At 70.7% G+C, this 12,983-nt stretch carries 6 protein-coding genes; 1 reads left to right on the top strand and 5 read right to left on the bottom strand.

Going from position 1 to position 12,983, the window contains the following annotated elements; translation table 11 throughout:
* Window positions 1–818: 818 nt before the first annotated feature.
* The 3 genes from CCN51_RS26435 to CCN51_RS26425 form a co-directional block, all read right to left on the bottom strand.
* The gene (locus CCN51_RS26435) at window positions 819–2,945 is read right to left on the bottom strand and encodes a glycosyltransferase family 2 protein (protein ID WP_014179079.1); all 2,127 of its coding nucleotides are present in this window, start codon (window positions 2,943–2,945) and stop codon (window positions 819–821) included.
* Between the two features lie 78 nt (window positions 2,946–3,023).
* Window positions 3,024–5,315 (bottom strand): bifunctional glycosyltransferase/CDP-glycerol:glycerophosphate glycerophosphotransferase, encoded by a 2,292-nt coding sequence (locus CCN51_RS26430; protein ID WP_014179078.1) that lies wholly within the window; start codon window positions 5,313–5,315, stop codon window positions 3,024–3,026.
* Between the two features lie 239 nt (window positions 5,316–5,554).
* The gene (locus CCN51_RS26425; protein WP_014179077.1) at window positions 5,555–10,546 is read right to left on the bottom strand and encodes an NAD-glutamate dehydrogenase; all 4,992 of its coding nucleotides are present in this window, start codon (window positions 10,544–10,546) and stop codon (window positions 5,555–5,557) included.
* A gap of 540 nt (window positions 10,547–11,086) precedes the next feature.
* Here CCN51_RS26425 and CCN51_RS26420 point away from each other — a divergent pair.
* Window positions 11,087–11,644 carry a DJ-1/PfpI family protein gene (locus CCN51_RS26420; RefSeq protein ID WP_043491315.1) on the top strand — a complete coding sequence of 186 codons (558 nt, stop codon included), beginning with the start codon at window positions 11,087–11,089 and terminating at the stop codon, window positions 11,642–11,644.
* 5 nt (window positions 11,645–11,649) lie between these two features.
* Here CCN51_RS26420 and CCN51_RS26415 read toward each other — a convergent pair whose 3' ends face one another.
* On the bottom strand, window positions 11,650–12,312 hold the full coding sequence (locus tag CCN51_RS26415; protein WP_014179075.1) for an HAD family hydrolase: 663 nt from the start codon (window positions 12,310–12,312) through the stop codon (window positions 11,650–11,652).
* A gap of 50 nt (window positions 12,313–12,362) precedes the next feature.
* Window positions 12,363–12,869, bottom strand: coding sequence for a DUF6912 family protein (locus CCN51_RS26410; protein WP_014179074.1), 507 nt, complete (start codon window positions 12,867–12,869; stop codon window positions 12,363–12,365).
* Between the last annotated feature and the right edge of the window lie 114 nt (window positions 12,870–12,983).

Below are 12,983 nucleotides of genomic sequence, written 5' to 3'. Positions count from 1 at the left end.
CCGCCCCGCCCGCGTGTCGGCCGCCCGCAGGCCGTACGCCCCCCGCAGGCTCCGGGCGGGCCTGGCCGCCCTGGCGGCGCTGGCCCGCCGCGGGTCGGGGCCGTAGGGGCGGCGTCTGTCACACCAATGCCGCAACTCCATACCCCTCCAGAGCGATGCAAAAGGTATAGAAGCGATCATTCACCTAATGTTTGCGTAAGTACGTCTGATCAACAGCACGTCTGATCCATAGCGAAGGGCACACATCATGGAGCGCCTTGGCATACGAACCGCCCCCGGCCTCGCGGCCTTCGTCCTGATGGCCGGCTGCCTGGCGGCCACCCCCTTCACCGCCCTGTACGGCGCGGGCTGGCCCTTCGCCGCGGCAGCGCTGCTCGGTGTGGTGTGCGACCTGTTTCTGCACCGCTGCGAACCGGGCCTGATGGACCGGCTCAGCCGGCTGCACGTAGGCGAGACCCACCGCTTCGAGGTGCGCAGCGTCGTCCTGCTGTTGCTGCTCGCCCGGCTCGACCTGGCGGGCCATACGGGTCTGACCGCTGCCATCACGCTGGTCATGTGCCTGTTGGGCGGCCAGGCGCTGCACTCCGCGATGCGCACGATGATCCGCAGACGGCTCCGCTTTCCGCTCGCGGCCTGCGATGTCGCGCCGCGCCTTCCGGGCATCGCCGACCGGCCGCTGCGGTCGCTCACCGAATGGCCGGGGCAGCGGATGCTCGTGTACGAGCTGACCGCGCTGCTCGGCCTCACCGGGACGCTGGCCACCGGCGACGCCCGGTGGGTGGTGGCGGGGCTGACGGCCGCCACCGGGGCGTGTCTGCTCACCCTGCTGGCGCTCGCCCCGTACCTCGTACGGGCGATCCACCTGTCCCGTCTGTCCCGGGCCGCGCAACTCCCCGCCGCGTCGCGCGGCGTCGCACGGCGCGGAGAGGACGGAGCCGCCGCAGTCGTCGCCGCGCGGCCGTGGCGACCCTGACCGGCGCCACCTCGAAGGCGAGCGCCATGGCCGGGCCCCAGGACAGCGGTTTGGCGTAGTACGGGCGGCCGAAGCGGAACCAGCGGGTCCCGGCCAGTCCGCCGAACCGGGGCACGGCCATGGCGCGGCAGGGCTCAGGGCCGTCGCCGCCCGTCATCACCAGGGTCAGCGTCCACAGGCCCCGGGCGAGCCTTCTGACGGGCAGCCGGACCGTGAAGTCACCCGACGGCCCGTCGTACCGCACCGGCACCTCACGCACCTCGCCCCGTCCGCTCTCCGCGCGCAGCAGCAGCCCATTGCCCTCCGCGCTGGTCAGCCGCCCGCTGACGGCCAGGACGCCGCTCCTGCCCCCGTGCCAGGACGCCTCGGTGACCTGGCACGGGGCGTCGAGGTGGTGGGCGACCTGGCCGACGTCGAGGGAGAAGTTGCCGTACGGGGTGAAGTACGGCGTGACGACGGTGGTCCGCCCGTCGGGCCCCGCCGTGACGCTCCGCGGCTTCGGATGGGTGGCCTCGCCGCCCTCGCGGCTGCCGCCGAACCGTACGGTCCTGCTGACGCCCTGCGCACACACGTCCAGGTAGACGTTCCACAGGCCGCGCTCCAGCGGTGCCCCGCCGTCGGCGGTGGCCGGGTCGATATCGGCGGTGAAGCCCGCGTCCTCGTACGCGCCGTCGCCGGGCAGACCGACGGCGGCGCGGGGGGTGGTGACCACCCGGACCTCGGGGCGGTCGGACTGGTATTTGCGCAGCACCACTTCGGTGCCCGGCTGAAGGGCGGCGACATGCTCGACATAGGCGTGGCCGGTCAGCCGGAGCACACCGCCATCGCCATCGCCGCCGTGCCAGCGCGCCGCGTCGAGGCGGTGGTGGACCGGCAGCCGGTCGGTGACGTCGAAGCAGTCGTCGGGGACGGCGGCGTCCGGGTCGCGGAAGAAGGGGTGCGCCCAGTAGACGCGGCCCTTGTCGATGACATGGCCGCGCCGCGCGTCCTCCTTGGCGTTCCGCGCGACCGTCAGGACGTCCGCGAAGCGGTCGGCGCGCAGCAGATGGATCAGCAGCCGGTCGGGGGCGTCGATCTGCCGGCAGATCGCGTCGCTCGCCCAGGTCCGCGCCCAGTGCCGGAACTGCGGATAGAAGCGCTCGCGCGCGTCCTGTTCGCTCTCGCGGGGCAGCAGTCCGCGCAGCGGCCCGCACAGCTCCCATTCGACGTGGCGGCGCATGATGCGGTCGCGGCGCGGACCGGGTTCCAGATAGCGGGCCACAGTCTCGAAGCACAGCCCGATGCCGTCCATGCGGTGGACGAGGTCGCCGGCGGTGAGGGTGAGATTGCTGCGGTCCTCGCGGTAGCGGACGTAGTAGCAGTCGTAGTCGGCGACCACGGAGATACCGGAGGCGTTGAGGTAGGCGGCCACGGTGAACGGCTTGTCCTCGCAGTTGCGGAAGAGCGGAAAGCGCAGCCGCAGCCGTTCGATGAGGGAGCGGCGGAACAGCTTCCACGGGCCCAGGGTCAGATAGGCGGCGGAGGAGAAGACGTCGGTGCGGGGCTGGTTGTGGCTGAAGACGGCCCGGGGGACGGCGCGCCCGCCGACCGAGGCGATCCTGCCCAGGACGACGTCGGTGCCGTTCTCGTCGGCCATGGCGACCATGCGGCGCAGCGCGTCCGGTCCCAGGTAGTCGTCGGAGTCGAGGAAGAAGACGAACTCGCCGCGCGCGAGGTCGAGGCCGGTGTTGCGCGGGCCGCCCGCGCAGCCGGAGTTGTCCTGGTGGACGACGCGGAGCGCGGGCCGCCCCTGGGCAAGGCGCTCCAGCTCCGCGCCGGTGCCGTCGGTCGAGCCGTCGTTCACCGCGATGATCTCGATGCGGTCCGGGCCGAGCGTCTGGTCGAGCGCGGAGGTGATGGCGCGGGTCAGCTCCGGCATGGCGTTGTAGGCGGGGACGATCACGCTGACACGGGGAGGGGGCGCAGAGGGCATGGGTGCTCCGGTCTCCGGGTTCACGGCATGGACGCGGCGGGATCAGCCGCAGGGTCAGCTGCGGGATCAGCCGCAGGGTCAGTTGGGGTCGGGAGACAGCGGGGTGGGCCGCGCCGCATGCGGCGGCACGCCGGTGATCAGACCTCGTTTGACGGGGAGGCCATGGCGCTGGAACACCGACGGCGGCGATGCGGCCTCGGCGGCATCGGTGGCGTCCTGGCCCAGCATGAGGGTCCGTACGACCCGCTCGGCCGCGTGGCCGTCGTCGAACTGGCAGAAGCGGGCCCGGAAGGCGGTGCGCAGCGCGGTCGCCTCGTCGTCGCGCCAGCGGTCGTCGCGGAAGACGGCGATCAGCTCGTCCTCCGTACGGGCGACGGGCCCCGGCGTATCGCCCGGCCGCCCCGAGAGCAGGTCGAAGTAGACGCCGCGGGTGGCCTGGTAGATGTCCCAGTCGTCCGCGTAGACGACGATGGGGCGGTCGAGGTTGGCGTAGTCGAACATGATCGACGAGTAGTCCGTGACCAGTACGTCGGCGGCCAGGCACAGCTCCTCCACCGACGGGTGGCGCGAGACGTCGGCCACAAGCCCCGCCTCCTGGAGCTGCCGGAGCCCGGCCTGCGGCTGGTACGAGTAGTGGGCCCGCACCAGCAGCACCGCGTCCGGGCCCAGGGCGCGGCTGAAGCGCTCGAGGTCCAGGCGGGGCGTAAAGCCCTTCTGGTAGTCGCGGATCGTGGGGGCGTAGAGGACCGTGCGGGCTCCGTCCGGGATCTCCAGCTCTTTGCGGATGCGCCGGACGTCGTCGGCCGAGGCCGAGAAGAAGACGTCGTTGCGCGGATATCCGTACTCCAGCAGACGGTACGAGGCGGGATAGACGCGCTCCCACACCTCGCTGGAATGCCGGTTGGCGGAGAGCGCGTAGTCCCAGCGGTCGACGCGTTTGAGGAGATTGCCGAAACTCATCCCCGACGCGGCGGCCGGATACCGCTGCTGGTCGAGGCCCATGCATTTGAGCGGCGTGCCGTGGAAGGTCTGCAAATGCACCGTGCCCGGCCGCTTGACCACGTCATTGGCGAAATTGACGTTGTTGACGAAGTACTTGGCGCGGGCCATGGCCCAATAGAAGTCCCGGGTCCCGGAGATGACGTAGTCGACGCCTTCCGGGAGCGAGTCGACCGCCGCCTTGCGCACCACCCACAGGCCGTGCACCTCCGGGGCCAGCTCCTTGGCCTTGTAGTAGACCGCCGCCGGGTTGCACAGCATTCCACGGCCCCAGTACGCGGAGTACACGGCCAGGTTGGGGTCGACCGACCGCCGCCGGTGGACCCGGTACAGGCTCCGCTTGGCGCGGGCGGCCAGGGGCCGCCGGGTCATCCGCTTGAGCTTGCGGGCCCCGGCCGCCGCCCGTTCCGTCAGCTCGTGTTCCCGGTAGCGGACGAAGGAGCCGCGGGCCAGCGCCTCGAAGCGCCATTCGGCGTCGCCGGGCGGGGTGAATCCGTCGGGCACATGGCCGCGGTACCACGCGGCGGCCCGGTCGAAGAAGCGGGGCCGGTCCTCGGCCGCCACCCGGGAGCGGCGGCCCAGGCAGAACAGGAAGTGCGAGACGGCCCGTTCGAAGAGCATCGGGCGCAGTGGTTCGAGATGCGGCCGGCCGTCGAGGAATTCGAAGAGGCGGGCGTACTGCTTGAAGATGGCGAAGTGTTTCTCGCCGGGGCTGCCGGTGCTGGCGCCGACGCGCCGCTGGCGGTATTCCAGGCCCACCAGGTCCACGCAGGCTATTCGTTCGGCGGTCAGCATCGTCTTGTACGAGAGCAGGGCGTCCTCGTAGATGCCCTCGCTGAACGCGAAGCCGTGCCGGGTGTAGAAGGCGCGGTTGTAGACGCGATTGGACGACATCGCGAATATCCGCAGGAATTCCGGGCGCTCCTGGATGGAGAAGACGTCGGTCCCGGCCGAGGCGAGCAGCCCGCCGAAGAGGCTGGGTTCCGCGCGGTCCCACCAGTAGGTGCGGACGTGGTTGAAGTAGAGGATGTCCGGGTCCTCGCAGAGGTCCAGCCGGTCGGCGAGGCCCTGGAGGGTGCCGGGGGCGAGGGTGTCGTCGCCGTCCAGGAAGAGCAGATAGTCGCCGGTGGCCTGGTCGACCCCGGCGTTACGGGCGTGGCCGGGCCCGGAGTTGACCTGCTGGTGGACGGGGACGACCCGGCTGTCCCGGGCCGCGTACTCGTCCACGATCGTGCCGCAGTGGTCCGGAGAGCAGTCGTCGACCGCCACCACCTCGATGTCGTCGAACGACTGGGCCAGCGCCGAGTCCAGGCAGCTGCTCAGAAAACCCTGCACTCGATAGGCGGCGATGACGATGCTGAATCGGGGCATGGAACACCTCCGGACAGGAGAGAACAGCGCTCACCGTGTGCCCACTATAGGGTGACTCGTCCGGATAGGCCCGATATGGGGACAGCTGGGGTGAAAAGATCGCTGAGCGCTGACGGGAGGGCCGGGCCGAACGCACCGCGCCGCCCGGGGCGGGCCCCGGGCGGCGCGGCAAATGGGTCAACGCTCGTCAACGCCAGGCGATGCCGGTCAGCGCTCTACGGCGCCTCGCGGCAGCCCCCTCAGCGCTGGGTGCGCAGCAGCGTGCGCATGGTGCGCATGGCGACGGACAGATTCGCCAGGTCGAAGGTCTCCGACCCCTGGATCTCGTCCAGCGTGGTGCGCGCCCGCTGCAGGATCGACGCGTTCTTCTCCTCCCACGCCTTGAACCGCTGCTCGGGCGAGGCACCGCCGTCACCCACCGACAGCACATCGGAGGTGAGGGCGGCATGCGCCGCGTACAGCTCCTCGCGGATGGAGGCACGGGCCATGGACTGCCACCGGTCGGCGCGCGGCAGGTTGATGATCCGGTCCATCAGCTGGCTGATCCGCAGCCGGTCGGCGAGGTCGTAGTACACCTCGGCGACGGACAGCGGGTCCTTGCCCAGCCGGTCGGCGATGGCGACGATGTCCAGCGTCGGGAAGGCGGAGGAGAAGCCCGCCACCCGCGTGGCCAGGTCGTCCGGCACCCCGGCGGCGGTCAGCTCGTCGTGGATCGTCTGGTACCACTCCACATCCGCGCCGCGCAGCAGCTTGGACAGCTGGGAGCGGACCGCCGCGACCCGCTCGCCGAAGAACTCGATGGTCTCGGCGAGCTCCAGCGGCTGCGGGCGGTTGCCGAGCAGCCAGCGGGTGCCGCGCTCGACCAGGCGCCGGGAGTGCAGCCGCATCCGGGTCTGGACATCGGCCGGGACCTTGTTGTCGAGGGATTCGACCTCGTCCCACACCTCCCCGAGCTCGAAGATCGCGCGGGCCGCGGTCTGGGCGCGCACCACCTCTTCGGTCGAGGCGCCGGTCTCCTCGCGCATCCGGTGCAGGAAGGTCGCGCCGGCGGTGTTGACCGTGTCGTTGACCAGCACCGTGGTGACGATCTCGCGGCGCAGCGCATGGCCGTCGACGTGCTCGGTGAACTTCTGCCGCAGCGCCTGCGGGAAGTACGCGTGCAGCAGCCGCTGCAGATACGGGTCGTCCGGCAGGTCGGTGGTGATCAGCTCCTCGGCCACCGTGATCTTGATGTAGGCGAGCAGCACGGCCAGTTCGGGCTGGGTCAGCCCGCGCCCGGCGGCCAGCCGCTCCCGGATCTGGCGATCGGTGGGCAGGAACTCCAGCGAACGGTCCAGCCGCCCCTCGCGCCCCAGTCGGCGCATCACCCGCTGGTGGGCGTGGAGCAGGCTGGGAGCCTGGGCGACCGAGTTGGCGAGCGCGACGTTCTGCGCGTAGTTGTTGCGCAGCACCAGCGCGCCGACCTCGTCGGTCATCTCGGCCAGCAGCTTGTTGCGCTGCTTGACCGTCATATCGCCCTCGCGGACCAGCTCATTGAGCAGGATCTTGATGTTCACCTCGTGGTCGGAGGTGTCCACACCGGCGCTGTTGTCGATCGCGTCGGTGTTGATCCGCCCGCCGTTGAGCGCGAACTCGATCCGGCCCAGCTGGGTCAGGCCCAGGTTGCCGCCCTCGCCGACGACCTTGACCCGCAGGTCCTGGCCGTCCACCCGGATGGCGTCGTTCGCCTTGTCACCCACATCGGCGTGCGACTCGGTGGCCGCCTTGACGTAGGTGCCGATACCGCCGTTCCACAGCAGGTCGACCGGGGCCTTGAGGATGGCCTTCATCAGATCGGCCGGGGTCATCTTGGCGACCCGCGACTCGATGCCGAGGGCCTTGCGCACCTGCGGGGTGATCGGGATGGCCTTGGCGGTACGCGGGTGGATGCCGCCGCCCTGCGAGAGCAGCGAGGTGTCGTAGTCGGCCCAGGAGGAGCGCGGCAGCTCGAACATGCGGCGGCGCTCGGCGTAGGAGACCGCGCTGTCCGGGTTGGGGTCGAGGAAGATATGCCGGTGGTCGAAGGCGGCGACCAGCCGGATGTGCTCGCTGAGCAGCATGCCGTTGCCGAACACATCGCCGGACATGTCGCCGACGCCGACCACGGTGAAGTCCTCGGTCTGGGTGTCGTGGCCGAGCTCGCCGAAGTGCCGCTTGACGGACTCCCAGGCGCCGCGGGCCGTGATGCCCATGCCCTTGTGGTCGTAGCCCGCCGAACCGCCGGAGGCGAAGGCGTCACCGAGCCAGAACCCGTACGCCTGGGCGACCTCGTTGGCGATGTCGGAGAAGGTCGCGGTGCCCTTGTCGGCGGCGACCACCAGGTAGGTGTCGTCACCGTCGTGGCGGACGACGTCCTTGGGCGGCTGGACCTGCCCGCCGACATTGTTGTCGGTGATGTCGAGCAGACCGGAGATGAAGGTCTTGTAGCTGGCGATGCCCTCGGCCAGCCAGGCGTCCCGGTCGACGGCCGGGTCGGGCAGCCGCTTGCCGACGAAGCCGCCCTTGGCGCCCACCGGCACGATGACGGTGTTCTTCACCATCTGCGCCTTGACCAGGCCCAGGATCTCGGTACGGAAGTCCTCACGCCGGTCGGACCAGCGCAGACCGCCGCGCGCGACCTTGCCGAACCGCAGATGCACACCCTCCACCCGCGGGGAGTAGACCCAGATCTCGTACGCCGGGCGCGGCGCGGGCAGATCCGGGATGGCCTGCGGGTCCAGCTTCATGGACAGGTACGCGTGCGGCTGCCCGTCCTCGTTCTTCTGGAAGTGGTTGGTGCGCAGGGTGGCCTTGATGAGGGTGAGGAAGGAGCGCAGGATGCGGTCCTCGTCCAGCGAGGCCACCTGGTCCAGCGCCGCGTCCAGCTCCTCCAGCAGGGCGTCGGTCAGCTCGGTGCCGGCCCGCTGCCGCTCGGGCGACATCCGCGCCTCGAACAGGCTCACCAGCAGCCGGGTGGTGTGCACATTCGTCCGGAGGGTGTCCTCCATGTACGACTGGCTGAAGGTGGACCCGGCCTGCCGCAGGTACTTCGCGTACGCGCGCAGCACCATCGCCTGCCGCCAGGTCAGCCCGGCGCCCAGCACCAGCTCGTTGAAGTTGTCGTTCTCCGCCTGCCCGGTCCACACCGCGGCGAACGCGTTCTGGAAGCGCTCGCGGGCGTCGTCGGCCAGGCCGTCACCGTCGTGGCGCGGCAGCCGCAGCCCGAAGTCGTAGATCCAGGCGCTGGTCCGGTCCGAGCAGCGCAGCTCGTACGGGCGCTCGTCGACAACCTCGACGCCGAGCCGGGTGAGCACCGGCAGCACCGCGGACAGCGAGACCTGCTCGCCGACGCGGTAGATCTTGAAGCGGCGCTCGGCGGGCGCCGCCCCCACCGGCTCGTACAGGCTGACCGCGAAGTTCCGGTCGCTGTCCTTCACCCGCTCCAGGTTCTGCAGGTCGGCGACCGCGCCGCGCGGCGAGTGGTCGGCCTTGTAGCCCTCGGGGAAGGCGTGCTGGTAGCGGCGGAGCAGTTCGGCGGCGCGCTCCTCGCCGACCTCGGAGGTCAGCGCCTCGGCGAAGCCGTCGGCCCAGGAACGGGCGGCCTCCACCAGCCGGGCCTCGATGCGCTCCACATCGGCGTCGGTCAGGTCCGGCAGCTCGGTGCCGGACTGGACGCGGACCACGAAGTGCAGCCGGGAGAGCACCGATTCGGTGTGCAGAGCGGTGAAGTCGACCGGCACCCGGCCGTTCAGCTCCTCCAGCAGGATGTCGGTCAGCCGCAGCCGCACCTCGGTGGTGAAGCGGTCACGCGGCAGATAGACAAGGGCCGAGTAGTAGCGCCCGTACTCGTCCTGACGCAGGAACAGCCGCAGCCGGCGGCGCTCCTGGAGGTACAGCACGCTGGTCACGATGGACCGCAGCTGGTCGACCGGGGTCTGGAACAGCTCGTCGCGCGGGTACGTCTCCAGAATCTGCAGCAGATCCCGGCCGTCGTGGCTGTTGGGCTGGAACCCGGCGCCCTCCAGGACCTCCTCGACCTTACGGCGGATCACCGGGACCCGGCGCACGGACTCGGTGTACGCGGCGGAGGAGAACAGGCCCAGGAAGCGCCGCTCGCCGATCACATTGCCCTTGGCGTCGAACTTCTTGACGCCGATGTAGTCCAGGTACGAGGGGCGGTGGACGGTGGCGCGGCTGTTGGCCTTGGTGAGGACCAGCAGCTTGTGCTCGCGCGCCTTGGCGCGGGCATCGGCCGGCAGCCGGTTGAACGACGGCGAGACGGGGCGCCCGGCGGCGCCGTCGGCAGCCGCCGGCAGCCCGGCGTGCGCGCTCTCGTCCGTGTCCCGGTGGTGCGGGTCGGAGCGCAGAATGCCGAGGCCGGTGCCGGGCACGGCGCTCAGCACATCCTCCTCGCCACCGGACTCGGTGGGCGCCTGCGTCAGCTCGTACTCGCGGAAGCCGATGAAGGTGAAGTGATCGTCGGCCAGCCAGCGCAGCAGCTCGCGGGCCTCCTCGATCTCCTGGGGGCGCACCTCGCCGGCCGTGGGCTCCTCGGGCAGGCCCTCGGCGATGCGCAGCGCCGCCTCACGCATCTTCTCCCAGTCCTCGACCGCCTCACGGACGTCGGAGAGCACGCGCAGCAGATCGGCCGTGATCTGCTTCAGGTCGCCGCGGTCGGTCTCGCGGTCGATCTCGACATGGATCCACGACTCGATCACCGCGTCGTGCGGCAGCTTCTCGGGCCGGCCGTCCGGGACGACGTCCAGGACCTCGATCAGCTTCCCGGTGATATCGCGGCGGACCAGGATCTGCGGGTGGATGACGACATGGATGCCGCGGCCCTGGCGCGTCAGCTCATTGGTGACGGAGTCGACCAGGAACGGCATATCGTCGGTGACCACCTCGACCACGGAGTGGCTGCAGGTCCAGCCGTGCTCCTCGACGGTCGGGGTGTGCACCCGGACGTTCGCGGTACCCTGCGGGCGCGACTCGGCCAGGCGGTAGTGGGAGAGCGCGGCACCGAAGACATCGACCGGGTCGCGGCCCGCGAGGTCTTCTGGCGGCGTGTGCTGGTAGTAGTGCTGAAGGTAGGCGGTCAGGGTCTCGGGGCCTGGTCCCTGTACCGGTTGCTGTCCCCCGGCAGGACTGCTCTCAGCTACCCGGGCGGCCCGTGTGAGCAGCTCGGCCTTGGCTTCGTCCAGCTTGGTCTGCATGTCCTCTGGCTCCTGTCGCGCGCCGTTGCGTGACATCGATAGCGGTGGCATGACGTCGCGACGCGGGATATCCGGTCTGGGACGACGATATGCCCGTGCGGGGGATGGCCGGGGCGGACTCGGCCGAAAGTGACCAAGGCCCCAGGCGGCACCGGTCAGCGGCGGCCCGAGCCCGGTAGGAATCCGGGATCGGTGCGGGGGCCTCATCGCCCCCACGGCCTATCGCGCTGATCACGCAGTAAGGCTATCTCCCCACCCCAGGGGAGCGTCATGAGCCGTTCGTGTACAAAACCGGGCCCTGAAGTTTGACGTATTGGACAGCGACGCAGGTCCGGCGGGGCCTCTTGGCAAAGCCCGGCCGCGGGGGCACTGTGGCCGTATGCGGTGATTGGTGAGGCTTGTTCGACCGTCGGCGTGTCGGGTCCGGCACGCGGTGTGCCCGGCGTGCTCGGTGTGCCCGGTGCGCCCGGTGCGCCCGGTGCGCCCGGTGTGTCGCATCCGGCGGTCGACGTGACCTGTTGACCTGTGGAGGTGGACGGCTTGCCTGCGAAGATCCTGCTCGTGACCGGCGACGCGGCCGAATCCCTGGAAGTGCTCTACCCACTCCAGCGGCTGCGCGAAGAGGGCTACGAGGTCCATGTGGCGGCCCCGACCCGCAAGACGCTGCGGTTCGTCGTGCACGACTTCGAGGAGGGCTTCGACACATACACCGAGAAACCCGGCTACACCTGGCCCGCCGACCTCGCCTTCTCCGAGGTCGACCCCGGACAGTACGCCGCCTTGGTGATCCCCGGCGGGCGGGCCCCCGAATATCTGCGCAACGACCCCGAGCTCCGCAAGATCCTCAAGGCCTTCTTCGACGCGGACAAGCCAGTGGCCCAGATCTGCCACGGACCGCTGCTGACGGCGGCGATCGGGGGGCTCGGCGGGCGCCGGGTCACCGCGTATCCGGCGCTGGAGCCGGACATGCAGTCGGCGGGGGCGGACTTCCAGGACGCGGAGGTGGTGGTCGACGGGACGCTGGTGTCCTCGCGGGCGTGGCCGGACCATCCTGCGTGGATGCGGGAGTTTCTGGCGGTGCTGCGGGCGAAGGCGTAGTCGACTCAGGCGAGCAGCTCCCCGGCCTCGGCGACGGCCTCCTCCAGGCTGTCCACGACCGGCACGCCCGCGGCCAGCAGGCTGGCGCGGCTGTGCGAGCCTCCGGTGTACAGCACGGCGCGGGCGCCCGCGTGCCGCGCCGCGACGGCGTCGTCGACCGCGTCCCCGATCACCACGACGCGGTCCGGCGGCACGCCCTCCAGCGCGGCCACATGGCGCACCATCTGCTCCGCCTTGCCCGTGTCGCTCTGGCCGGTGCGCCCGTCCACGCGCGTGAAGTGCGGCTCGATGCCGTGCGTACGCACCAGGGGGATCAGCCGCTCGTGCTCGGCCAGCGAGCACAGCGACTGGGTGAGCCCGGCCGCCTGCCAGTCGGCGAGCAGTTGCCTGGCCCCGAGCGCCAGACCGGCCTCCTCGGCCAGGACCCAGTAGTGACGGTGGAACGCATCGTCCATGGCCTGCCACTCGTCGTCGGTGGGCAGCCGCCCCATCAGCCGCTCGTAGAAGCGCGGCACGGGGACGCAGTACAGCTCGCGGTAGCGCTCCAGGGTGATCGGGGGCAGGCCGATCTCGGCGAACGAGGCGTTCGTGGCCGAGATCACGGCGTCGATGTCGTGAAAGAGGGTGCCGTTCCAGTCCCAGACGATGTGCGTCACGTTCTTCCCCATCTCACGAACGTACCCAAGGGGCCCGACAGGGACGACAATCCCTCCTTGCCTCACCCGACAAGGTCGGGAATCTCCTTGGCGTCGTACCAGAGCAGTTCGTGATCCTCCGCGCCGTCCACCGTGAACTGCGCGTCGTCGTCGCCGATGTCCGCCGCGCCAAGCGCCTCGGCCGCGGCGGTGACGTCCCGCTCGGCGTCGTCGGAGTCGACGTGCACGGCGGCGGCCTTGGCCAGCGGCATGGGGAGCGCGATCCGCACCTCCCCGAGGGAGGAGTGGTCAAGCCCGCGGTCCGGGTCCGCGACCGCATCCGCGTCGGGCACGTCCACCGCCACCACGACCCGCCGCCGGGGCGCCTGCCGGTCGACCGCCAGCTGCCGCAGCGACGCCTGCGCGGCGCGGCTCAGCGCGGCGTACTCCAGCTCCTCGATGTCGTCGGAGAGGTACCACTCGCGCAGCGCGGGAGTGACCCCGTAGGCGATCAGCGGGGCCGGGCCCAGTTCGCCCGCCTTGTGCGCCTCGGCGAGACCGGGGAGGGTCAGGGGGACGTAGACGCGCATGGCTGCTGCTTCCTGGAGTTCCTTGGAGTTCCTGAAGTTTCCTGTAGCTGCCAGCCAGCATACGTTCGCCACCCCTTCCCCGGGGCCCACCCGCGGGGAAGGGGTGGCGAACGT

Origin of the sequence: Streptomyces milbemycinicus, assembly GCF_002154605.1 — a bacterium.
In the GTDB taxonomy this organism is placed as follows: domain Bacteria; phylum Actinomycetota; class Actinomycetes; order Streptomycetales; family Streptomycetaceae; genus Streptomyces; species Streptomyces milbemycinicus.
The sequence above is the reverse complement of the archived record's forward strand: the minus strand, read 5'-3'. Positions and strand labels throughout refer to the sequence as shown.

Coding starts and splice junctions, on each gene's coding strand:
- CCN51_RS26435 (WP_014179079.1), bottom strand. CDS start 2,945: ATGCCCTCTGCGCCCCCTCCCCGTGTCAGCGTGATCGTCCCCGCCTAC.
- CCN51_RS26430 (WP_014179078.1), bottom strand. CDS start 5,315: ATGCCCCGATTCAGCATCGTCATCGCCGCCTATCGAGTGCAGGGTTTT.
- CCN51_RS26425 (WP_014179077.1), bottom strand. CDS start 10,546: ATGCAGACCAAGCTGGACGAAGCCAAGGCCGAGCTGCTCACACGGGCC.
- CCN51_RS26415 (WP_014179075.1), bottom strand. CDS start 12,312: ATGGGGAAGAACGTGACGCACATCGTCTGGGACTGGAACGGCACCCTC.
- CCN51_RS26410 (WP_014179074.1), bottom strand. CDS start 12,869: ATGCGCGTCTACGTCCCCCTGACCCTCCCCGGTCTCGCCGAGGCGCAC.